The organism is Streptomyces sp. PKU-EA00015 (assembly GCF_013387495.1).
Taxonomy (GTDB): domain Bacteria; phylum Actinomycetota; class Actinomycetes; order Streptomycetales; family Streptomycetaceae; genus Streptomyces.
The window spans coordinates 1-21888 of record NZ_JABZEE010000045.1; the positions used below are offsets into that span (position 1 = coordinate 1).

Sequence of the window (21888 nt, forward strand, 5' to 3'; positions counted from 1 at the left end):
CCCGGGCGCCGGGCCCTGCCCCCCGCAGGGCCCGGCGCCGCCCCCGAGATGGACGATCCGCAGCCCTCAGCCCGGGGAAGTGTGGATCCGCGTGCATGCCGAGGGCGCATCGTTGCCGATCCACGCCTACGAGGGGCCGGAGCAACGGCTCAATCGAGCACGTGTATAGTAAGGATCGTGACTGTCAAGGATATGACCACTTCCGGGATGCTCCGGCAGCAGGTGCCTGAGGACTGGTACCGGGGGCTTGCGGTGGTGGCTCACCCGGACGACCTGGAGTTCGGGGCCTTGTCGGCGATCCCCCGTGGGACCGCGCAGGGCAAGGCGGTGGTCGACCTGCTGGTCACACGTGGTGAGGCCGGGATCGAGTCCATGCCTCCCGAGCGCACCGCCATGGTGCGATCAGCCGATCAGGTCGCCGCCGCCGGGACCGTCGGGGTGGATCGGGTCGAGTTCCTGGACCACCCCGACGGCACGGTCGAGTACGGCATCCGGTTGCGTCAGGGCTCCAGTTGTGGTCTGGAGTCCGCTGTGCCAAGTTCGGCTCGTCACCGGCGGCTGAGCACTTCGTCGACGTCACGGCGCACTTGGACCGGGGTGTGGAGTCGTTGGCAGCGCACGAGACGTACCTCCGCAACCTCGCGGGACGCCTCGACTCCGAGCAGTTCCTGCGCCGTCGGGCCGCTGACGCCGGACGCCGCGCGGGAGTGCCGCCGGCGGTCGCCTTCGAAGTGGTCCCGCTGTGAGGCGGGATCAGCGACCGGTGCCCTTCCGCGGCTCCCGCCTGCTGGCCGCGACCTCGTCGAACTGCGCCAGCTGCTGGGCGGTGATCTCCCGGAAGGCGCCCTTGAACACTGCGTACTTCCGCTCGCCGATCGCCTCTGCATGCCGCTGCTCGATGGCGGCCATGATCGCGTCCGACTTCTCCATCTGGTCCCGGCCCCGGCGAGTGGGGACGATCAGCTTGGCCCGCCGGTCCCGGGGGTCGGGCCTGCGCTCCACGTACTCCAGCGCCTCCAGCTCGTCGATCAGGTTGCCGATGACCTGCTTGTGAGTGCCCGACTGCCGGGACAGTTCCGTCGCCCGGGTGCCCTCCTCGTCGAGAAAGCCCAGCACGGCCCCGTGCTGTGGCCGTAGCTGTGGGTGACCCTGCTGGGCCAGCGTCTCGAAGAGCTCCTTCTGGATCGAGAAGAGCAGGCGCGTGGACAGATTCCCGAGGTCCGGATCCTTTTGCTTCCGTTCGCTGCGCCGCACTACGGCACTCCCCTCGTAAGCGTTATTGACTGTCACCATCCGTAATAATAGTCAGCGCAGCGGGGGTGGTCGGGGCCGCCTTCGCTCGCCTTGCGCGGATCTGCCCCTTATTGGTTGCGCCGTGGCCGGAATTCGGTGTGTCCGCGGTTGGTTTCCAGGTCACTGTGCGGCGGTGACCCGCGTTCCGCGAACGGGGTCGGCGGAATGCAGACCGGGGTGCCGTGGGTGCCCACCCGGGTCCGCTCCCCGCCCACGACGTGGGCGCCAGGCCGGCAGGTCGGCGTCCGGAGGGGATCCGGCGCTTGTGCAACGTCAACGGCGTGATCGCCGACGGCCCGGGTGAGGGCTTCCGGCGGGGTGCCCGTCCCACGGATCCGCACTGACGACTCCCTCGGCTCCTCCGACGCTGGACGCCATCCTCCGGATCGGAATACGATCAAGTTAGTCACTGTTGTGACTATCATTTCCTTGACTAATTCATGAGGGAGTCGACATGAAGACCATCCGGAGGGCGGCCGCCCCCGTCATCGGTGTCCTGGCCGGTGCCGCGGCCGTCGGCGTGTTCCTGGGTGGGAACGCCACCGCCACGGAGGGTGACAGTCCCAACGATCGATTCGCCATCCGTGAGGTGATAGACCGTCACCAGATGCACATCGATCTCAGGGATGCCGACGGTTACGCCAACCTGTACGCCAAGGACGGCAGCTACCGGAGTCCGTTCGGCTCGGCCGACGGCCGGAGCGAGATCAAGGCCATGTTCATCGACCTGGCCGAGAAGGGCTTCACCAAGGGCAAGCGGCACATGACCGGACCCGCCGTGATCGAGGTCAACGGCACGACAGCCACGGCCCGTTCCTGGTACTGGGTCGCGGAGACCGAGGCGGAGCACGCCGTCTACGCCACCGGTACCTACACCGACAAGCTCCGCAAGGTGAACGGCAAGTGGGAGATCGTCCAGCGCGTACAGACCCTGGACGAGCTTGCCCCCGACGGCCGGTAACTCCGCCGGTCGAACCGCTCTGTCAGTCGCTCACCCCCCTCGCGGAGCCGACCACCGTTGTCGCGCCGAGCTCTCCTCGGCGCGATGACGGCCCTGCGTCGCCCGTCCCCCACCAGAGGTCGTCATGTCCCAGGAAGACCGATCCACCGCCCTCCCCCCGGTCTCGCCCGCGGGCGACCGCCCGGACACCGGCCCGAGCAGTCGTCCGCCCGCCGGCCGTGTGGTCGCCGCGCTGTCCGTCGCGGTGCTGGCCTACGGCCTGCTGCAGACCCTGGTCGCTCCGGCCCTGCCCACCTTCCAGCGGCACTTCGAGGTGAGCGGCGACTGGGCCGCGTGGGTGTTCACCCTCTACCTGCTGTCCGGGGCCGTGCTCACTCCGGTGCTCGCCCGCTTCGGTGACCGGCGCGGCAAGCGCCGCGTCCTGCTCGCCTCACTCGCCGTCTTCGGCGCCGGCACCGTGCTGGCGGCCTTCGCATGGAACTTCCCGGTCCTGCTCATGGCTCGCGCGATGCAGGGGGCCGGAGCGGCCGCACTTCCCCTGTCCTTCGGCCTCATCAGCGCCCTGCTTCCCCCGCAGCGGATCGGCCACGGCCTCGGGTTCGTATCCGCGATGATCGGCGCGGGCACCGGGTTGGGCTTCGTCATCGGCGGCCTCCTGATCGACCACGCGTCATGGAGGTGGATGTTCGCCGTGCTCGCCGGCGTCATCGCGGTCGCCTGCCTGCTGGTGGCCCGGTGGATCCCCGACGACACCGCGCGCCGGGAGGGACCCCAGGACACGCTGGGCACCGTCCTGCTCTCGCTCGGCCTGGTGGCCCTCCTCCTCGCGATCACCCAGGGAGCGCACGCCGGATGGCTCTCCGCCCCAGTGCTCGGCCTCTTCGTCACCGCTGCCGTGTTCCTGGCCGCCCTGGCAGTGGCCGAGAAGCGCACGCCGTATCCACTGCTCGAACCGCGCATCTTCCTCGACCGGCCGATGCTGCTGACCCACTGCGCCGCGGCGCTCTTCTACGCCGCGGCCCTGATCTTCTTCCTCCTCGTGCCGACGCTCGCCCAACTGCCGGCGCACGGGCCCGAGGGCGCCGCGTCGGGATTCGGCTTCACCGTCACCGCCGCCGGCCTGCTCATGCTCCCCTCGGCGCTGCTGCAGGTCCTGGTGGCACCGCTCGTACCGGTGCTGGAGCGGACGTTCGGCCACCGCGCCCCCTTGCTCGGAGGACTTCTGCTCATACTTGCCGGGAGCCTGGCGCTCGCACGCTGGCATGCCACGCCGGTGCAGGTGCTCGCCGATTCCGTACTGCTGGGGACGGGCGCCGCCCTCAGCTTTGCGGCACTGCCGTCGCTCGTGGCCCGCTTCGCTCCGGGACATGCGATAGCCACCGCCAACGGCCTCAATACCGTCGTCCGCACAGTCGGCGGTGTCATCGGTACCCAGGTCGCCATCGCGATCCTCAGCGCCCACTCGGTCACCGGCTCGGCCCCGCCGAGCGAGGGTGCCTTCACCGTCGTGTTCGCACTCGGCGCCGTCTTCGCGGCGGTCGGTGTGGCGGTGGTCCTGCTGCTGCCTCGCACTGTCGCCACGCGTTGACGCGTGCGGCGGCAGTTGCGAATCAGCCGACGAGCAGTCGGGATGAAACGAGGCTTCCTCGCCTCGGCGAGGATCGCGAGCGTCGATCGGCGAGGGCCTCAAATCACTTCGCCCCGCTCGCCTCGCCCGGTACGGTCCCGAAGATGTTCTCCCTGGGGCCGCCCATGAGATGCGCGTGCGGCCAGCCCGCCAGTTCCCACCCTGAGAGTAGGTCTCGTCAATGGCATGCCGTATCAGTGAGCTCGTGCTCAAGTGCCGCGACCCTGAGGTGCTGGCGCGGTTCTGGTGCGAGGTCCTGGACTTCGTCGTGCTCGATCGCGAGGAGGAGGGCTGCATCGAGATAGGTCCGCGCGAAGGGTTCGGCGGCCCGCAGCCGACGATCTTCCTCATCCGCAGCGACGAGCCGAAGAACGGGCATGCCCGGCTGCACATCGACGTCAACGCCACCGACCGCGATCAGGACGCCGAGCTCGAACGCCTCCTGGCCGTCGGGGCCGAACTCGTCGACATCGGTCAGCCCGCGGAGGCGTCCTGGCACGTCCTCGCCGATCCGGAAGGCAACGAGTTCTGCCTGCTCAGGCCTCGCCTCAACCCACTCTGACGACCCTCGTCGGCAATGAGGGCCGCGCCGGGCGGAGGGTGGGCGGCCACGAGGTCTCCGGGTCCGAGGTTCTTCTCGGCAGATGAGCCGTTCACCGGAGACCTCACTGCTCGGAGATCACGACACACCGCCACACAGCGGACTCTAGGCGCGCAAGGCGCGGCCGAAGCCCGCTGCCAACGGCATGCGCAGGCCCAGCGGTGGCGGAGCCGCCAGCGCGTCCGCCACCGGGCGCGCGTACGTCCGCGTGAACAGCGAGCCCCGCACGAAGTCCGCCGCCAGCGCCAGGACTTCCTCCTGGTACTGCCGCAGCGCGTGCCCGTCCGAGTGCACCTCGAAGCGGCACGTGTCCCGGTTCGACTTCTTCGCACGTTCCGCCAGCCGGTACGACAGCTCCGGATCCGTCGTCCGGTCGTTCGTGCCGTGCACGATCAGCACGTGGCGGCCCACCAGCTGCTCCACCGGCTCCGGCGGCGCCGCCACGTCGTCCTCGGGAAGCCACGGGGCCAGCGCCAGCACCGAGTTGACCGCAGGGTGGCCCGCCGCGTGCAGGGCCGCCCGGCCGCCCATGCCGTGTCCCGCCAGGCACACGGGAACGTCGCCGTAACGGCGTACGACCTCCTCCACCGCCCAGCTCGCGTCCGCCGCGAGCCGCGCGTCCGGTCCGTTCCAGCCGCGCGAGCGGTACCGGACCCAGTGCACGACCAGCCCCTCCGCGCGGCCCGCCCGCGCCAGCGCGCGGCCCAGCGGGAGCACCGCCGCGTACGACAGCGCCGACGCCCGGCGCTCCGACTCCGGCTCGCCGTCCGGGAGCAGCAGGACCACGCCCGCTACCGCCGCGTCCGCGCCGCCGCGTGCGCCGGAACGCCCCGGCAGCCGGCCGAGCCGGGCCTGCGCCGCTGTCCGTCCGGTGCGCTCCACTCGCCCAACCGCCGTCTCACGTAGGGCTGCCGACCCGACGCCCGATCCGTCCGGACGCCCCCGCCACCGGGGCAGTGCGTGGTGTGCCATGGCCCAACAGTCTCAGAAGGCCAGGTGTACTCCACCCGTACGCGCGGTCACTGTTACGTATCGACGGGCCTCGCCGGGGGGCGCGCTCTACGCGCGTAGGGGCTAGAGTGCGCAGATGACGAGCCAGACCCTCAATTCGCCCACCCAGGACCAGATCCGCCGCGCGCCGAAGGTCCTGCTCCACGACCACCTCGACGGCGGTCTGCGTCCCGGCACGATCGTCGAACTCGCCCGGGACAGCGGCTACGGGGCCCTGCCCGAGACTGAGCCCGACAAGCTCGGCATCTGGTTCCGCGAGGCCGCCGACTCCGGTTCGCTGGAACGGTATCTGGAGACGTTCGCGCACACCTGCGCCGTCATGCAGACCCGCGACGCGCTCTTCCGCGTGGCCGCCGAGTGCGCCGAGGACCTGGCCGAGGACGGCGTCGTCTACGCCGAGGTCCGCTATGCCCCCGAGCAGCACCTGGAGGGCGGGCTCACCCTCGAGCAGGTCGTCGAGGCGGTCAACGCCGGCTTCCGGGAAGGCGAGCGCCGCGCCCGGGAGAGCGGGCACCGCATCCGCGTCGGGGCGCTGCTGACCGCGATGCGGCACGCCGCCCGCGCCCTGGAGATCGCCGAACTGGCGAACCGTTACCGCGACACGGGCGTCGTCGGTTTCGACATCGCGGGAGCCGAGGCCGGCTTCCCGCCCACCCGGCACCTGGACGCCTTCGAGTACCTCAAGCGCGAGAACAACCACTTCACCATCCATGCCGGCGAGGCCTTCGGGCTGCCGTCGATCTGGCAGGCGCTCCAGTGGTGCGGGGCCGACCGCCTCGGCCACGGGGTGCGCATCATCGACGACATCGAGGTGGCCGAGGACGGCTCCGTGAAGCTGGGCCGGCTCGCCGCGTACGTGCGGGACAAGCGCATCCCGCTGGAGATGTGCCCGACGTCCAACCTGCAGACCGGCGCGGCCGACTCGTACGCCGCCCACCCCATCGGTCTGCTGCGCAGACTGCACTTCCGGACCACGGTCAACACCGACAACCGTCTGATGAGCGGCACCAGCATGAGCCGCGAATTCGAGCTCCTGACCGAGGCGTTCGGATACACGCTCGACGACATGCAGTGGTTCACCGTCAATGCCATGAAGTCGGCATTCATTCCTTTCGATGAACGACTGGCGATGATCAACGATGTGATCAAGCCCGGCTATGCCGAGCTGAAATCCGAATGGCTGTTCCGGCAGACCGCCACGAGCGGGAACTGAGCGTCCGGCGGGCCCGCGGACACGCGTACACCGAAGCGGCCGGAAGCGTCAATATCCGGCCGCTTCGCGGTGTTTGCGGTGCCTGTGCCAAGCTGACTAGCTTGCGGAGCCGCTCATATTTCCGTCCCCAAGGAATTGTCTGAGATGAAGCATTCCGCAAAGACCCTCGGTGTCGCCGCCCTCGGCGCCGCCTTCGCCGCTGCCGGTGCGGGCACCGCCTCCGCCGCACCCGCACTGCCCGACACCACCGGCGCGCTGGGCGCCGTCTCCCAGCTCACGCCGGTCCAGGAGGTCGCCGCCAAGCTCCCCGCGGGCGCCCCGCAGTCCCTCGCCGGCGGCCAGGCCGCCCTGGCGAAGTCCACCGCCGTGCTGCCCGGCGCCCTCCAGCAGACGACCGGCAAGGTGCTGTCGACCGACGACGCGGCCGCGCCGGTCAGCGGCCTGATCGGCGGCCTGAAGACGGGCGAGCTGAGCGGCGGGCTGCTGCCCGGCGGACTCGCGGGCTGACGAACCGGCCGTGCCGGCGTGCCGCGACGGCCGTCCGCGTGTGGGGCGTACACCCGGCCAGGGTGTGCGCCCCACGGCGTTCGCGCCGGAGGCACGGCCTCCGTCCTGCCGACGGCGCCAGGCGTTCTCCGCGCCCCGACCCCAGTCGGTCGGAACCAGCCCGAGCGTGATGGCGAGCGGCGGCGCGATCAGGCACCGTCCGGCGTCGCACGGGCGACTGGGACGATCCCCGTCGCCACGCGGGGAGGGGGATCGTCTCCGACATGGGTCACCAGGCGGCGGCCGTCTTCTCCGACGGCAGCAGCAGCCACAGCGCCAGGTAGAGCAGGAACTGCGGTCCGGGCAGCAGGCACGAGACCACGAAGATCACGCGCATCGTCGTCGCGGACATGCCGAAGCGTCGGGCCAGCGCTGCGCACACTCCGCCGAGCATGCGGCCGTTACGGGGGCGGGCAAGTGCGGCCATGGTGGGCTCCTTCGAGAACCGTCCGGGGAGCCTCTCGTCGTGCTCCCGATGCGTCCATGGTCACGCCGCGAAGGGGGGCGAAGCGTCGCTCTACGGGGCGATCCCGACCCTGGGAATCGTCGGGGTCGCCCCCTGAGAACCCTCGTCCCTGAGCACGGCCCGGGGCTCCTGTCCGCGGCCGCCCTCACGGAGCGCGGACCCGCGGCCGGGGTGCAGCAGTCTGCGGCGCAGCCGCGCGCGGCCCGCGGGGACGACGGCGAGGTGCGCGAGCGCGACGCCGCAGGTGTTGAGCAGGATCGAGTCGATGTCGACGACCTGGCCCGGTACGCCGGTCTGGAGCAGTTCGATGCCGAGCGACAGGAGTACGCCGGCGGCGACCGTACGGGCCAGCGAGGCCCATGGGGAGACGGCCAGCCGCCCGCCGGCCATGGGCAGCAGCACACCGAGCGGCGCGAGAAGGAGCAGACCTCCGCCGATGTGCCGGGCCGCCTCCAGCGGCCCCAGCGCCAGCGAGGCCTCGATGCCGGCGAACGGTTCCAGGTTCGCCGCGGTCACCCACAGCACGTCGCGCGGGCGCAGTGTCAGCCAGGCGACGAGCAGCAGATGGAGGAGGAGGAGCACGAGCCCCGCCGCGCGGAAGACGATGACGGCACGGCCGCCCGAACCTTGACGCTGCACGCCCCCCAAGACGCAGCCTCCGCCGGAAACGGTTCCGCTCGATCCGGGGTGCTCCGCGCGCCCGGACACAGACGTGACCGGCGCGCGGGGTCAGCGGCCCGGCCGGGGGCTGTCCGTCGTCGGGACCGCGGAGTCGGGGCGCTCCTTGGTCGCGTCCGGGCAGGTGTACGCGCGGGGGGCGTACTCGCCCGGGCCGCCCAGCAGCACCGAGCCGGCCGTCGCCGCACCGTTCTCCAGCAGCGTGCACACGATCTGCGCCAGCGCGGCAGGCGGCAGGTCCTCCGGCTGGCGGCTCAGGCGCAGGGTGCCCGTGGGGTCGTCGCGCCGCCCGGCGTTCAGCAGCAGTGGACCGCGTACGTAGGTCGAGAAGCCCGCCTCGTGCTCGGGCGACGACGGCTCCCGCTGGAGCTCGTCGAGCAGCGCCTGCGCGGTCGCGACCCGGTCGGCCGGAGCCTTCTCCTCCGTCGTGCCGGCCATGCGGTCGACCGACACCAGCTGCGAGGCGCACACCAGGTACACCCGGACCGGTATGCCCGTGCGTCCCGCCTGCGGGGCGATGTCCACGGCCGACACCTCGCACGGCACCCGCGAGGGCGCCGGCCCGGCGTCCACGGGCACCTGGGTGGGCCTGATCCCGCAGCCCGCGAGCACGAGGGCACCCGCGAGCACGGCGAGCACGGCCACCGGTCCGCGGCCCGCACGTGGTCTGGGGAGTATCACTGTGCGTCCCCCTCGTTCCGCCCGCCGCGGTCCCCGCCGCCGGTCCCGCTGTCCGCGTCGTCCGACCCGGCCGCCTCGCAGTCAGCGAGCGCGGACACGTCGCGCGGCAGGTGCAGCACGAAGACCGCGCCGTCGCCGTCGGGGGAGTTGGCCGCGGTGATGGTGCCGCCGTGGATGTGGGCGTTCTCCATGGCGATCGAGAGGCCGAGACCGCTTCCCTCGGAGCGCGGTCGCGACGCGCTGGCCTTGTAGAACCGGTCGAAGACGTGGGGCAGGACGTCCTCGGGGATGCCGGGGCCGTGGTCGCGCACCTCGATGAGCAGTTCGCTGTCGCCAGGGCGCACCGACACCCGCACCGGGGACCCGCCGTGCTTGAGGGCGTTGCCGATCAGGTTGGCCAGGATCACGTCTAGCCGGCGCGGGTCCAGCCGCGCCATGATCCCGCGCTCGGCGTCCAGGTCGACCGCGTCCAGCCAGGCGCGTGCGTCGACGCACGCGGTGACCTGGTCGGCCACGTCCACGGTGTCCAGCACGAGCCGTGCGGTGCCCGCGTCGAAGCGGGTGACCTCCATCAGGTTCTCCACGAGGTCGTACAGCCGCCGCGTCTCGCTCACCACGAGGTTCACGGCCGGGGCGATCATCGGGTCGAGGCTGTCGGCCTCGTCCTCCAGCACCTCGGTCACGGCGGTCAGCGCGGTCAGCGGGGTGCGCAGCTCGTGGGACATGTCGGCGACGAAACGCCGGCTCGACTCCTCCCGCGCGCTCATGTCCGCGACCTTCTTCTCCAGCGACGCGGCCGTCTTGTTGAACGTCCGTGCCAGTTCGGCGAGTTCGTCGGTGCCCGAGACCCGCAGCCGGGTGTCGAGCTTGCCCTCGCCGAGCCTTCGCGCCGCCTCACCGAGCCGGTGCACCGGCTTGAGCACGGTCGTGGCGGCGGCCTGCGCGAGCAGCGCCGAGCCGATCAGGGCCAGCAGGGTGGCGATGGCCAGCGACCAGGCCAGGGAGTTGAGATCCTGGCGCTCCTGGTCGAGCGACTTGAACAGATAGCCGGTCGGCCCGCCGCCCATGATCCGCGTACCGCCGACGAGATAGGGCTCGCCGCGGCGCTCGGTGCGCTGCCAGTACAGGTGGTACGGCTCGGAGTTGCCGGCGTCGACGTCCTGCCGGTCGTTCACCGCGACCTGCAGCGACCGCGGCACGTCCTCCATCGTGAAGGTGTCGCGGTCGGACGCCCCGGTGATCGGCTTGCCCTCGGCGCGCTCGCCGACCAGCACCACGCTGTAGTCGCCGCCGCCCGCCATCTGCTCGGCGGTCTTCTGCAGTTCGGCCGGCGTGGGCCGCAGCGGCAGCGCCGCCGCCCTGTTCTGCATCTCCTGCCGGAAGTCGCCGAGCGCCGCGTCCTGGGTGCGGGTCAGCACCGCCTCGCGGTTGAGCCAGTACGCGATGCCGGAAGCGGACACGGCCGCGGTCAGCGCGACCAGCGCGAAGACGACCACGAGCCGCAGTCGCAGGCTCGTCAGGCGCAGCCCGGCGAGCGGACCGCGCCGCACGCCCGCCCCGCCGTGCGTGCCGTCCGCCGCGCCGCTGTTCGTACCACCGCTCACCGAACGGTCCCGTCCGGCGCGCACGCGCCCACCCCGTGGATCACTGCGGAGCGTCCAGCCGGTATCCGACGCCACGCACCGTACGAATCAGGGTCGGTGAGGACGGCACGTCCTCGACCTTCGCCCGCAGCCGCTGCACGCAGGCGTCCACCAGGCGGGAGTCGCCGAGGTAGTCGTGCTCCCACACCAGGCGCAGCAACTGCTGGCGCGAGAGGGCCTGCCCGGGCCGGCGGCTCAGCTCCAGCAGCAGTCGCAGTTCGGTCGGCGTGAGCTGCAGGTCGTCGCCGTTCTTGGTGACCGTCATCGCGGAGCGGTCGATCACCAGGGAGCCGAAGGTCGCCGAGTCGGTGGACTCCCGCTCGCCGCGGCGCAGCACGGCACGGATACGGGCGTCCAGCACCCGCCCCTGAACCGGCTTGACCACATAGTCGTCGGCGCCGGACTCCAGCCCCACGACCACGTCGATGTCGTCGCTGCGCGCGGTCAGCAGAATGATCGGCAGCTGGTCCGTGCGCCGGATGCGGCGGCACACCTCGAACCCGTCGATCCCGGGCAGCATCACATCCAGCACGATCAGATCCGGCCGCTGCTCGCGCAGCAGCTTCAGCCCGTCCTCTCCCGTCGCCGCGGTGGCCACACGGTGGCCCTGACGGGACAGGGAGAGTTCGAGCGCCGTGCGGATGGCGTCGTCGTCCTCGATCAGCAACAGGAAAGGCACGGGCCCATTCTGGCCCATGCGGTCGTCCTCGTTCGACTCCCCGGTGCATCACCGTTGTCCCCGGCCTCTGTGACGCGCCTGTGACAGTCGGCGGACACCGCCATGAAAGTGGCCGGGCAAGCTTCTTGTCACACGGAACGAAGCAGACTCCACTCGACGGGGGGCGCGAGATGAACGCACTGCACAGCACCACCTCAAGCGCAGTTGTCACGCGTCTCCACGACGTCGCGCGGAGCGCCGAGAAGTCCGGCGCGGTGAACGGGCGGGGGTGCGTTCGCGGCGCCGGGCGTCAGCACAAGGCGACCTACATGGTGGCCGTGCCTGACGGGGGAGCGGCGTACGGAGAGGCCACGGGGGAGCGGACGGGCCAGGCCGGGGCGGCGGACGCCGAAGCGGCGTTCACCGCCTACGTCCAGGAGCGCCGCGCCTCTCTGTACGCGACCGCCTACCACCTGACCGGCGACCGGTACGAGGCCGAGGACCTGCTGCAGAGCGCGCTGTTCTCGACGTACCGGGCCTGGGACCGGATCAGCGACAAGGCGGCGGTCGGCGGCTACCTGCGCCGCACCATGACCAACCTGCACATCAGCGCCTGGCGCCGGCGCAAGCTCAACGAGTACCCGACGGAGGAGCTGCCGGAGACGGCGGGCGACACCGACGCGATGCGGGGCACGGAGCTGCGCGCGGTCCTGTGGCAGGCGCTCGCCAGGCTTCCCGAACTCCAGCGCACGATGCTGGTCCTGCGCTACTACGAGGGCCGCACCGACCCGGAGATCGCGGAGATCCTGGACATCAGTGTCGGCACGGTGAAGTCGAGCATCTGGCGGTCGCTCCGCCGGCTGCGCGAGGACGAGGTCCTCAGCTTCGGCCGTGACGAGGAGGAGTCCTTCGGCGAGCTGGTGGCCTGAAGGCCGAGGGACACGGGGGGACAACGGGGGAAACGGGGGCCGCTGTTTCGGGGGAGACGGCGGGACGGGATCCACGGGGACACGGGGGACACGGGGATCCACGGGGAAAGCGGAGTGGGGTCGGACAGACCGGGTTCTGTCCGGCCCCGCTCCCATGTCCGCGGCCTCCGCGCGCGAGCCGGCCCGTCAGGCGGGCTGGCGTGCGGCGGGCGTACGGCAGCGGCCGGCCGCCGCGTCCGCGAGACGCCCGAGGGCCTCGGCCTTGCCGCACGCGTGGGCGCCGAGACCGGTCTGGCGCGCGACGACGCCACGCTCGGCGCGCATCAGGCGCCAGCCGCGGCGCAGCAGGAACGGGACCGACTTGCGGCCCTCCCTCAGATCGCGCGCGAGGCGGCGGCGGAACGTCGTGGAGGGGCGGCCGCGCAGGCACAACGCGTCGGCCAGTACGCCGAGTTCCTGGCAGCGGCGGACGAGGTCGGCCGCGAAGATGCCCTCGGCGACGAACAGCGGGGGGCGGGCGATGTCCAGTGTCTCGCGGCCCACGCGCGCGCTCGCCGCGATGTCGTACACGGGGACGTCCGCGCGCCCGGTGGCGCACAGTTCCACGATGGCGGCGACGGCCGCTTCGGCGTCCCACGACGCCGGTGAGTCCCAGTCGATGTCGGCACTGCCCGTCACCCGGGGCAGCGTCGGGTCGTTGCCCTCTTTGTAGAAGTCGTCCAGACGCAGGACCGGCAGTCCGGTGCGGGCCGCGAGGGACGACTTTCCGGAACCTGAGGGGCCCGCGAGCAGCACGACGCGGGTCGGGATGGGTTGGGAACTCACGGAAGACAAGTGTGACGCATGGAGCCGCCCAGGAAACCCCCCGGAGGCGGGGTGGTTGCCCGTCTCACACCTCAACTACTGTCCGTGCGCTCACGATTACTCGAACAGGCAGGAATTCATGGCTCGTCATGCAGCTTCCCCCCAGCGGCGCCACACGCTCGTGCGCGCCGGACTGACCGTCGCCGCGGCGGGCGCGGCCCTCGGCGCGGGCTCGGCGGCCGCGCAGGCGGCTCCGGCCCCCGAGCCGGTCCGCGCCCAGCCCGTGGGCGGACCCGGCGCCCCGCTCGTCGCCGCGCCACTGGCGACCCTCACCGGCGCCGTCACCCGGTCCGTGGACGGGGTCGGCGAACTCAAGAGCCTCCAGCTCAACCCGCTGGCGAACACCGGTGTCGACCCGCTCGACAACGCCGTGGGCACCCAGGTCGCCGACTTCAGGCCGGTGGGCACCACGCTGGTGACGGACCACGTCACCCGCGGGCAGGCGCTCGAGGACCTGCCGGCGGCCGGCCCGCTGGCGAAGCGCGCGCTGCCGTAGCGCGCCGGGCACATCTACGGGAAAGCGCCCACGGGAAAGCCCCCACGGCCGAGGCCGTGGGGGCTTCGCGCTGAGGGCTCAGTAGGACGAACCCGAGGCGCCGAGCGAACCGGTGGGGTGCCAGACCGTCTTGGTCTCCAGGAACGCCGTCAGGCGGTGGGTGCCGGGATCGGCCGTCCAGTCGTTGTCCACAGCCTGTGGACGCAGGACCCGCTTGAGGTTGTCCGCCGCCGCGACCTCCAGCTCCTTCGCCAGGATCTCGTCGGCGCCGGTCAGGTCGATGCCGTTGACGTCCTGATGCGCGGCGAGCGGGGCCGCGATCTCCGCCGTACGCCCCGACAGCACGTTGACCACACCGCCCGGCAGGTCCGAGGTGGCCAGCACCTCTCCCAGGGACAGCGCCGGCAGCGGCGACTTCTCGGAGGCGATCACGACCGCCGTGTTGCCGGTCGCGATCACCGGCGCGACCACGGAGACCAGGCCCAGGAACGAGGACTCCTGAGGCGCGAGGATCGTCACGACACCCGTGGGCTCGGGGGTGGAGAGGTTGAAGAACGGGCCCGCGACCGGGTTCGCCCCGCCCACGACCTGGGCGATCTTGTCCGTCCAGCCCGCGTACCAGACCCAGCGGTCGATCGCGGCCTCGACGACCGCGGCCGCCTTCGACTTGGACAGCCCCTCCGCGTTGGCCACTTCGTGCACGAACTGGCCCTTGCGGCCCTCCAGCATCTCGGCGACGCGGTAGAGGATCTGGCCGCGGTTGTACGCGGTGGCGCCCGACCAGCCGCCGAACGCCTTGCGCGCGGCGACGACCGCGTCACGGGCGTCCTTGCGGGAGGAGAGCGGCGCGTTGGCCAGCCACTTGTCCTTCGAGTCCGTCACCTCGTACACCCGGCCGCTCTCGGAGCGGGGGAACTTGCCCCCGACGTACAGCTTGTAGGTCTTGAAGACGCTCAGACGCATCGACTCAGACATCGAGGTAGGCCTCCAGCCCGTGGCGGCCGCCCTCGCGGCCGAAGCCCGACTCCTTGTAGCCGCCGAACGGCGAGGTCGGATCGAACTTGTTGAACGTGTTGGCCCACACCACACCCGCGCGGAGCTTGTTCGCCACCGCGAGGATGCGGGAGCCCTTCTCCGTCCAGATGCCGGCGGACAGGCCGTACTGGCTGTTGTTGGCCTTGGCGACCGCCTCGTCCGGGGTACGGAACGTCAGGACGGACAGCACCGGGCCGAAGATCTCGTCGCGGGCGATCGTGTGCGCCTGCGTGACGTTCGTGAACAGCGTCGGCGCGAACCAGTAGCCGGACGTCGGCAGCTCGCAGGCGGGGGACCAGCGCTCGGCGCCCTCCGCCTCGCCCCGCTCCACGAGCGTGGTGATCCGGGACAGCTGCTCCTCGGAGTTGATCGCTCCGATGTCGGTGTTCTTGTCGAGCGGGTCGCCGAGGCGCAGCGTGGACAGGCGGCGCTTGAGCGACGCCAGCAGCTCGTCCTGGACCGACTCCTGGACCAGCAGGCGCGAGCCCGCGCAGCAGACCTGGCCCTGGTTGAAGAAGATGCCGTTGACGATGCCCTCGACGGCCTGGTCGATCGGGGCGTCGTCGAAGACGATGTTGGCGCCCTTTCCGCCCAGCTCCAGGGTGACCTTCTTGCGCGTGCCGGCGACCTGGCGGGCGATGGCCTTGCCGACCGCGGTCGAGCCGGTGAAGGCGACCTTGTCGACGCCCGGGTGCTCCACGAGCGCCGCACCGGTGTCCCCGTAACCCGGGAGGATGTTGACGACACCCTTCGGCAGGCCCGCCTGGCGGCAGATGTCCGCGAAGAACAGGGCGGACAGCGGCGTCGTCTCGGCGGGCTTCAGGACGACCGTGTTGCCGGTCGCGAGCGCCGGGGCGATCTTCCACGCGAGCATCAGCAGCGGGAAGTTCCACGGGATGACCTGCCCGGCGACGCCCAGCGGCTTCGGGTCCCGCCCGCTGTGCCCTTCTGTCGTCCTCCGGCCGAACCCGGCGTGGCCGAGCTTGTCGGCCCAGCCCGCGTAGTAGAAGAAGTGCGCCGCGACCAGGGGGAGGTCCGCGTCGCGGGTCTCCTTGATCGGCTTGCCGTTGTCCAGCGTCTCCAGGACGGCCAGCTCGCGGCTGCGCTCCTGGATGATCCGCGCGATGCGGAACAGGTACTTGGCGCGCTCCGAGCCGGGCAGCGCCGACCACTTCTCGAACGCCTTGCGGGCGGCCTTCACCGCGCGGTCGACGTCCTCCGCGCCGGCCTGGGCGACCTCGGAGAGGACCTCCTCGCTGGCGGGCGAGACGGTCTTGAAGACCCTGCCGTCGGCGGCGTCGGTGAACTCGCCGTCGATGAACAGGCCGTACGACGGTGCGATGTCGACGACCGACCGCGACTCGGGTGCGGGTGCGTAATCGAATGCGGAAGCCATGATGATCAGTCCACCGTCACGTAGTCGGGGCCGGAGTAGCGGCCGGTCGCCAGCTTCTGGCGCTGCATCAACAGGTCGTTGAGCAGGCTGGAGGCGCCGAAGCGGAACCAGTGGTTGTCCAGCCAGTCCTCGCCCGCGGTCTCGTTCACCAGCACGAGGAACTTGATCGCGTCCTTGCTGGTGCGGATGCCGCCGGCGGGCTTCACGCCCACCTGTACCCCAGTCTGCTCCCGGAAGTCGCGGACGGCCTCCAGCATGAGCAGGGTGTTCGCCGGGGTGGCGTTGACCGCGACCTTGCCGGTCGAGGTCTTGATGAAGTCGGCGCCGGCGATCATGCCGAGCCAGGAGGCGCGGCGGATGTTGTCGTACGTGGAGAGCTCGCCGGTCTCGAAGATGACCTTGAGCCGGGCGTCGCCGGAGGCCTCCTTGACGGCCCGGATCTCCTGGAAGACCTTCATGTAGTCGCCCGCGAGGAAGGCGCCGCGGTCGATCACCATGTCGATCTCGTCGGCCCCGGCCGCCACGGCGTCACGGACGTCCGCGAGCTTCACGTCGAGCGCGGCGCGTCCGGCAGGGAAGGCGGTCGCGACGGAGGCGACCTTGACGCCGGAGCCCGCGAGGGCTGCCTTGGCGGTCGCCACCATGTCGGGGTAGACGCAGACCGCCGCGGTGCGCGGGGTCGTGCGGTCGGTCGGGTCGGGATGGACGGCCTTGGCGGCGAGCGCCCGGACCTTGCCCGGGGTGTCCGCGCCTTCGAGCGTCGTCAGGTCGATCATCGAGATGGCCAGGTCGATGGCGTACGCCTTCGCCGTGGTCTTGATCGAACGGGTGCCGAGGGACGCGGCGCGCGCTTCGAGGCCGACGGCGTCGACGCCGGGCAGCCCGTGCAGGAAGCGGCGCAGCGTGCTGTCGGACGCGGTCACGTCAGCGAATGCTGGTGCATTGGTGGGCATGGTCACCAGATGAGCATATCTACGCGCGTAGCGACCTGTACAGGGGGTGCGGCGCACCGAGAGGTCACGGGTCGGTCGCACCCCGGTCGCGACGAGGGGACCGGTCCCGGCCGACGGTCGCGGGCGTACGGCAGAATCGGACCCATGACGAGCCCCCAGCAGCCTGCCGAGCCCTCCTACGCCGACCGGGTCTTCCGGTCGCCCGCCGGGATGGCGGGCGGCGGGCTGCTGCTCGCGCTGATCGCATGGATGGTCGTGGACGCTCTGGTGCGCGGCGAGGGCCGCACGCCGTGGCTCGCGCTGGCGGCGGCGCTGGTCGTGGTGCCGCTGATCGTCGCCTTCAGCGTCCGCCCCGCCGTCTTCGTGAACGAGGAGCGGGTGCGGATCAGGAACCCGTTCCGGACGATCACGCTGCCCTGGAGCGCGGTCGCCGACGTGCGGGCCGGGTACTCCAGCGAGCTGTTCACCACGGAGGGCGTGAAGTACCAGCTGTGGGCCATCCCCGTCTCGCTGCGCCAGCGCAAGCGGGCCGCCCGGCGGCAGATGCGCAACGCGGCCGACGACCCGCACGGCGCCACCTCCGTGACGGCGGACGTGACCGACTCGCAGGCGCGGATGGCGCCCGCGGACCAGACGATCGCGGATCTGCGCGACATGGCCGAGCACCTGGGCCCGCGCTCGTCCGCACCGGGCGGGCCGCAGGTGCGCTGGGCGTACGAGGTGCTCGCGCCGGTGGCGTTGGGCGTGGTGCTGCTCGCCCTGGTGCTCGGCCTGACCTGACGGGCCCGGAGCCGGTGCCCTGTGTTCAGGCGGGCTCCGGCTGCCCGATGCGCGGTGGACGCGCACCGTGCGGGGCGCCCCTCAGATGCCCGCCGCGGCCGAGAGGTCCCGCTTGACGTCCGCGAGCACGCCGGCCGCCCGCTCGCGGGCCGTGCCCAGCTCGCTCGCGTCGGCGACCGGCACCACGACCTCCAGGTAGCACTTGAGCTTGGGCTCGGTGCCGCTCGGCCGGACGATCACGCGGGCGGTGAACTCCCCGTCCAGGTAGTAGCGCAGCCCGTCCGTCGGCGGCAGCTTCTCCGTACCCCGGGTCAGGTCCTCGGCGCTCGTGACCCGCAGGCCCGCGAGCATCACCGGCGGCCGCTCGCGCAGCGCGCGCATGGCGTCGGCGATCACGCCGAGGTCCTCGACCCGCACCGAGAGCTGGTCGGTGGCGTGCAGGCCGTGCTCGACGGCCAGGTCGTCGAGCAGATCGGAGAGCGTACGGCCCTGCTCCCCCAGCTCCGAGACCAGCTCGGCGACGAGCAGCGCGGCGGTGATGCCGTCCTTGTCGCGCACGCCGCCGGGATCGACGCAGTAGCCGAGCGCCTCCTCGTAGCCGTAGCGCAGCCCGTCGACCCGCGCGATCCACTTGAACCCCGTCAGCGTCTCCTCGTGGCCGAGGCCCGCCGCCCGGGCGATGCGGCCCAGCAGGGAAGAGGACACGATCGACTCGGCGAAGACGCCGGTGGCGCCCTTGTGGACGAGGTGCGCGGCGAGCAGCGCGCCGACCTCGTCGCCGCGCAGCATGCGCCACCCGGCCTCGGCGGAGTCGTCGGGGACGGCGACCGCGCAGCGGTCCGCGTCCGGGTCGTTGGCGATGACGACGTCCGGCCGGACCCGGCGTGCGGTCTCGAACGCGAGGTCCATCGCGCCGGGCTCCTCGGGATTGGGGAACGCGACGGTCGGGAACGCGGGGTCCGGCTCGGCCTGTGCCTCCACGAGCGCGGGGGCGGGGAAACCGGCCCGCGCGAAGGCGCTGAGCACGACGTCCTTGCCGACACCGTGCATGGCCGTGTAGACGATGCGGGCGGTACGCGGCGAGCCGGCGGTCAGGACGGCGTCCGTACGCTCCAGGTACGCCTCCAGGACCTCGTCGCCCAGGGTCTCCCAGCCTCCCCCGGAGCTTCGCCCGGGAGGTGCCCCCTCGGCACGCGGCACGTCGTCGATGCTCGCGATCGCGCCGATCTCGGCGGCGATCTCCGCGTCGGCGGGCGGCACGATCTGCGAGCCGTCGCCGAGGTAGACCTTGTAGCCGTTGTCGCGGGGCGGGTTGTGGCTCGCGGTGACCTCGACACCCGCGACGGCGCCCAGCTTCCTTATGGCGAAGGCGAGTACGGGAGTGGGCAGCGGCCGCGGCAGCACTGCGGCGCGCAGGCCCGCGGCGACCATGACGGCGGCGGTGTCGCGCGCGAAGTCGGCCGACTTGTAGCGGGCGTCGTAGCCGATGACGACGAGTCCGTCGCCCTGACCCTTGGCCTTGAGGTACGCGGCGAGCCCGGCGGCGGCCCGGATGACGACGACGCGGTTCATCCGCATGGGCCCGGCGCCCAGCTCCCCGCGCAGTCCGGCGGTCCCGAACTGCAGCGTCCCGCCGAACCGGTCGCCCAGCTCGGCGAGGTCACCCGCCTCGATGAGCTTGCCGAGCTCGTCCCGGGTCTCGCTGTCCGGGTCCTCCGCGAGCCACGCCCGGGCCCGCGCGATGAGGTCCTGCTGCACGGTAGGTCCGCCTCTCGTGTGTGCGTACGTCGAGTGTGCGCGCCGTGCGCCGACGCGCGATGCTTTTCCGCCCCAGCGCGGCGTTCCCGTCGGGCTCCGCGCCTTCGCCCTTGCCGGGGCTCCGCTCCGAGCCCCGCGCCCCAGGCGCCGAGGGGGCTGGTCGGGGCCCGGCGGGCCGGGGCTGCCCGGCGGGGCCGGGGGGTCCGGCGGCGTGTTGTGCGGCGTTCTTGTCGAGGCTCCGCCCCGAGCCCCCGCGCCCCCTACGCCGTGAGGCGTGGGGGTTGCCCCCGGAAGGGCCGCAATCACAGCCCGGGGCCCATCCACGGCCGCCAGGCCGTAGGGGGAGTCAGAGGACGCCGCGCGAAGCGCAGTACGGGCCCCGGGCGAACTCGGGCCGGCAGGGCCCCGTGGCCTGCGTGTCCCCGGGCCGGGCGCACCCCGCAGAGCCCGTGCGCCAGGGTGCTCGCCACGGCCTGAGGCGCAGCACTGAGTTCGCGCTCGTGAGGCGCAGCGCTCACGCTTCCGGGGCGGGAGCCCCCCCGATGCCCACGGGCCCGGGGTGGGACGCCCGTGGCCGGCGCCTGCCAGGGTGCAGAGCCCTCCACCAGCGAGGCACCGCCCCGAAGCGCGCGCCCGTCAGGCGCAGAGCCCACCGGGTCCGGGGCGGCGCCCCTGGGCAGCCGGACGGGTCAGAGGCGCGCGAGCACCCGCGTCAGCAGCTCACCCATGCGCGCCGCCGAGTCGCGCCCCGCCTGCAGGACCTCCTCGTGGTTCAGCGGCTCGCCCGTCAGGCCCGCAGCCAGGTTCGTCACCAGGGAGATGCCGAGCACCTCCGCGCCCGCCTCGCGCGCCGCGATCGCCTCGAGGACCGTGGACATGCCCACCAGGTCGCCGCCCAGCACGCGCACCATGTTGATCTCGGCCGGCGTCTCGTAGTGCGGGCCGGGGAACTGGACGTACACGCCCTCCTCCAGCGTCTCGTCCACCTCCTTGCACAGCGCCCGCAGCCGCGGCGAGTACAGGTCCGTCAGGTCCACGAAGTTCGCCCCGATGATCGGCGACGTGGCCGTCAGGTTGATGTGGTCGCTGATCAGCACCGGCTGCCCGGGCCGCATGCCCTCGCGCAGGCCGCCGCAGCCGTTGGTCAGCACGACGGTCTTGCAGCCTGCGGCGACGGCGGTGCGCACGCCGTGCGAGACGGCGGCGACGCCACGGCCCTCGTAGAAGTGCGTGCGGCCCAGAAAGACCAGCGCGCGCTTGTCGCCGATGCGGTAGGAGCGGATCTTGCCGCCGTGACCCTCGACCGCCGGCGGGGGGAAGCCGGGCAGTTCGGTGACGGGGAACTCGGCCTCGGGCGCGCCGAGCGCGTCGACCGCGGGAGCCCAGCCGGAGCCCATCACCAGCGCGACGTCATGGGTCTCGGTGCCGGTCAGCTCGCGCAGCCGCGCGGCGGCGGCGTCGGCCGCGGCATGGGGGTCGGCGAGAGCGCCGAGGAGGTCCGGATTCACAGATGCGTTCACGCCGATGAGGGTAACCCGACAATCCCTACGCGCGTAGATGACGCAGCGCACGGTCTTCGGATCGTTGCCTTGTCGTTTCCGACGAAGAGGCGCGGCGTCACCGCGCGGACACGGATGTGTGCCGTCGGCGATCGTCCGGAGTCCGCGGGCGCCGCGTCAGCACGGGCGCTTGCGCAGCTCCATGACGTAGTCGTGGGGCGCACCCGCGGACTCGGCCGCGTCGGCGATCTCGCCGAGGTAGCGGGCGGACGGCAGACCGCCCTCGTACGCGTTCAGCACGTACACCCAGGCCGCCTCCTCGCCGTCCAGTGTGTGCACCCGCACCCGCATGCGCCGGTATATGTCGAGGCCGACACCCTCCCAGCGGTCCATCGATTCCTCGTCCATCGGCGCGATGTCGTACAGCGCGACGAAGACCTGGGAACGCGGCGCCTCCACGATCGTGGCCAGCGCTCCCTCCCAGCCCATCTGCTCGCCGCCGAAGGTCAGCCGCCAGCCGTTGAGCCAGCCGGTGCCGCGCAGCGGCGAGTGCGGTGCGCGGCGGGTCATCAGCCGCGCGTCGAGGTTGCCGGCGTACGCGGCGTAGAGCGACATGGGATCGAGGGTACGGGAGCGCAGGGAGAGACGGCCGACGCGTCCGGGCGGTCGCGGCGGCCGTCAGACCCCTCGTGAGCGGCAAGTGCCGTGGTCGCGGGCGTATCGCGGCCCCGGGGCGAGAACCGCGACGCGGTGCGGGACAATGAGGTACGTACTGCATTCCCCCGGGGGCACCCCGGACC

At 72.0% G+C, this 21888-nt stretch carries 24 protein-coding genes and 1 pseudogene; 10 read left to right on the top strand and 15 right to left on the bottom strand.

Translation table 11 applies throughout. The annotated features are described in order from the left end of the window. Positions 1–207: 207 nt before the first annotated feature. Positions 208–426, top strand: a pseudogene (locus HW130_RS36220) (PIG-L deacetylase family protein); the annotation flags it as partial. Here the strand turns inward: HW130_RS36220 and HW130_RS36225 are convergent. Further along, positions 403–552, bottom strand: coding sequence for a hypothetical protein (locus HW130_RS36225; RefSeq protein ID WP_256356342.1), 150 nt, complete (start codon positions 550–552; stop codon positions 403–405). The pseudogene HW130_RS36220 and the gene HW130_RS36225 overlap by 24 nt on opposite strands. Positions 553–599: 47 nt before the next feature. On the opposite strand from HW130_RS36225, the gene HW130_RS36230 reads away from it, so the two are divergent. After that, entirely contained in the window at positions 600–746 is a 147-nt protein-coding gene (locus tag HW130_RS36230) for a hypothetical protein (protein WP_256356343.1), read from the top strand. 7 nt (positions 747–753) lie between these two features. On the opposite strand, the gene HW130_RS25625 is transcribed toward HW130_RS36230, so the two are convergent. Beyond that, positions 754–1254 (bottom strand): helix-turn-helix domain-containing protein, encoded by a 501-nt coding sequence (locus HW130_RS25625; RefSeq protein WP_309140573.1) that lies wholly within the window; start codon positions 1252–1254, stop codon positions 754–756. Between the two features lie 493 nt (positions 1255–1747). On the opposite strand from HW130_RS25625, the gene HW130_RS25630 reads away from it, so the two are divergent. From HW130_RS25630 to HW130_RS25640, 3 genes are all read left to right on the top strand, one after another. After that, a complete protein-coding gene (locus tag HW130_RS25630) occupies positions 1748–2254 on the top strand; it encodes a nuclear transport factor 2 family protein (RefSeq protein ID WP_177152067.1) in 507 nt (168 codons plus the stop codon). A gap of 124 nt (positions 2255–2378) precedes the next feature. Continuing rightward, the gene (locus HW130_RS25635; RefSeq protein WP_177152068.1) at positions 2379–3842 is read left to right on the top strand and encodes an MFS transporter; all 1464 of its coding nucleotides are present in this window, start codon (positions 2379–2381) and stop codon (positions 3840–3842) included. A gap of 220 nt (positions 3843–4062) precedes the next feature. Next, positions 4063–4443 (top strand): VOC family protein, encoded by a 381-nt coding sequence (locus tag HW130_RS25640; RefSeq protein ID WP_177152069.1) that lies wholly within the window; start codon positions 4063–4065, stop codon positions 4441–4443. Between the two features lie 144 nt (positions 4444–4587). Here the strand turns inward: HW130_RS25640 and HW130_RS25645 are convergent, their stop codons facing one another. Further along, the gene (locus HW130_RS25645) at positions 4588–5268 is read right to left on the bottom strand and encodes a dienelactone hydrolase family protein (RefSeq protein ID WP_177152089.1); all 681 of its coding nucleotides are present in this window, start codon (positions 5266–5268) and stop codon (positions 4588–4590) included. A 301-nt stretch (positions 5269–5569) separates the two neighbouring features. Between HW130_RS25645 and HW130_RS25650 the strand changes: the two genes are divergently transcribed. Both HW130_RS25650 and HW130_RS25655 read left to right on the top strand, forming a co-directional pair. Continuing rightward, positions 5570–6706 (top strand): adenosine deaminase, encoded by a 1137-nt coding sequence (locus HW130_RS25650; protein ID WP_177152070.1) that lies wholly within the window; start codon positions 5570–5572, stop codon positions 6704–6706. 144 nt (positions 6707–6850) lie between these two features. After that, on the top strand, positions 6851–7213 hold the full coding sequence (locus tag HW130_RS25655) for an ATP-binding protein (RefSeq protein ID WP_177152071.1): 363 nt from the start codon (positions 6851–6853) through the stop codon (positions 7211–7213). A 268-nt stretch (positions 7214–7481) separates the two neighbouring features. On the opposite strand, the gene HW130_RS25660 is transcribed toward HW130_RS25655, so the two are convergent. From HW130_RS25660 to afsQ1, 5 genes are all read right to left on the bottom strand, one after another. Beyond that, on the bottom strand, positions 7482–7679 hold the full coding sequence (locus HW130_RS25660; protein ID WP_177152072.1) for a PspC domain-containing protein: 198 nt from the start codon (positions 7677–7679) through the stop codon (positions 7482–7484). A 90-nt stretch (positions 7680–7769) separates the two neighbouring features. Next, positions 7770–8357 (bottom strand): VanZ family protein, encoded by a 588-nt coding sequence (locus tag HW130_RS25665; RefSeq protein WP_177152073.1) that lies wholly within the window; start codon positions 8355–8357, stop codon positions 7770–7772. Positions 8358–8447: 90 nt separating this feature from the next. Next, positions 8448–9041 carry a hypothetical protein gene (locus HW130_RS25670; protein WP_309140574.1) on the bottom strand — a complete coding sequence of 198 codons (594 nt, stop codon included), beginning with the start codon at positions 9039–9041 and terminating at the stop codon, positions 8448–8450. A gap of 32 nt (positions 9042–9073) precedes the next feature. Then, positions 9074–10681 carry an ATP-binding protein gene (locus tag HW130_RS25675; protein ID WP_375256586.1) on the bottom strand — a complete coding sequence of 536 codons (1608 nt, stop codon included), beginning with the start codon at positions 10679–10681 and terminating at the stop codon, positions 9074–9076. Between the two features lie 40 nt (positions 10682–10721). Beyond that, positions 10722–11399 (bottom strand): two-component system response regulator AfsQ1, encoded by a 678-nt coding sequence (afsQ1, locus tag HW130_RS25680; RefSeq protein ID WP_177152074.1) that lies wholly within the window; start codon positions 11397–11399, stop codon positions 10722–10724. A gap of 170 nt (positions 11400–11569) precedes the next feature. Here afsQ1 and HW130_RS25685 point away from each other — a divergent pair, with 170 nt between their 5' ends. Further along, positions 11570–12307 carry a SigE family RNA polymerase sigma factor gene (locus HW130_RS25685; protein WP_177152075.1) on the top strand — a complete coding sequence of 246 codons (738 nt, stop codon included), beginning with the start codon at positions 11570–11572 and terminating at the stop codon, positions 12305–12307. A 186-nt stretch (positions 12308–12493) separates the two neighbouring features. On the opposite strand, the gene HW130_RS25690 is transcribed toward HW130_RS25685, so the two are convergent. Further along, the gene (locus HW130_RS25690) at positions 12494–13132 is read right to left on the bottom strand and encodes a uridine kinase (RefSeq protein WP_309140575.1); all 639 of its coding nucleotides are present in this window, start codon (positions 13130–13132) and stop codon (positions 12494–12496) included. Positions 13133–13250: 118 nt separating this feature from the next. Here HW130_RS25690 and HW130_RS25695 point away from each other — a divergent pair, with 118 nt between their 5' ends. Further along, positions 13251–13667 (top strand): hypothetical protein, encoded by a 417-nt coding sequence (locus HW130_RS25695; protein ID WP_177152077.1) that lies wholly within the window; start codon positions 13251–13253, stop codon positions 13665–13667. Positions 13668–13745: 78 nt separating this feature from the next. Here the strand turns inward: HW130_RS25695 and HW130_RS25700 are convergent, their stop codons facing one another. From HW130_RS25700 to deoC, 3 genes are read right to left on the bottom strand one after another with little or no spacing between them, the layout of a single operon-like run. Further along, the gene (locus tag HW130_RS25700; protein ID WP_177152078.1) at positions 13746–14642 is read right to left on the bottom strand and encodes an aldehyde dehydrogenase family protein; all 897 of its coding nucleotides are present in this window, start codon (positions 14640–14642) and stop codon (positions 13746–13748) included. After that, positions 14635–16098, bottom strand: coding sequence for an aldehyde dehydrogenase family protein (locus HW130_RS25705; protein WP_177152079.1), 1464 nt, complete (start codon positions 16096–16098; stop codon positions 14635–14637). Before HW130_RS25705 ends, HW130_RS25700 begins: the two co-directional genes overlap by 8 nt. 5 nt (positions 16099–16103) lie before the next feature. Then, a complete protein-coding gene (gene deoC, locus HW130_RS25710) occupies positions 16104–17057 on the bottom strand; it encodes a deoxyribose-phosphate aldolase (RefSeq protein ID WP_177152080.1) in 954 nt (317 codons plus the stop codon). Positions 17058–17195: 138 nt separating this feature from the next. Between deoC and HW130_RS25715 the strand changes: the two genes are divergently transcribed. Further along, entirely contained in the window at positions 17196–17831 is a 636-nt protein-coding gene (locus tag HW130_RS25715; RefSeq protein WP_177152081.1) for a PH domain-containing protein, read from the top strand. Positions 17832–17912: 81 nt separating this feature from the next. On the opposite strand, the gene HW130_RS25720 is transcribed toward HW130_RS25715, so the two are convergent. From HW130_RS25720 to HW130_RS25730, 3 genes are all read right to left on the bottom strand, one after another. Next, positions 17913–19589 carry a phospho-sugar mutase gene (locus HW130_RS25720; RefSeq protein WP_177152082.1) on the bottom strand — a complete coding sequence of 559 codons (1677 nt, stop codon included), beginning with the start codon at positions 19587–19589 and terminating at the stop codon, positions 17913–17915. Between the two features lie 689 nt (positions 19590–20278). Further along, the gene (locus HW130_RS25725; protein WP_373429290.1) at positions 20279–21109 is read right to left on the bottom strand and encodes a purine-nucleoside phosphorylase; all 831 of its coding nucleotides are present in this window, start codon (positions 21107–21109) and stop codon (positions 20279–20281) included. A 156-nt stretch (positions 21110–21265) separates the two neighbouring features. Continuing rightward, positions 21266–21703, bottom strand: a complete 438-nt coding sequence (locus HW130_RS25730; RefSeq protein WP_177152083.1) for a gamma-glutamylcyclotransferase — start codon at positions 21701–21703, stop codon at positions 21266–21268. Between the last annotated feature and the right edge of the window lie 185 nt (positions 21704–21888).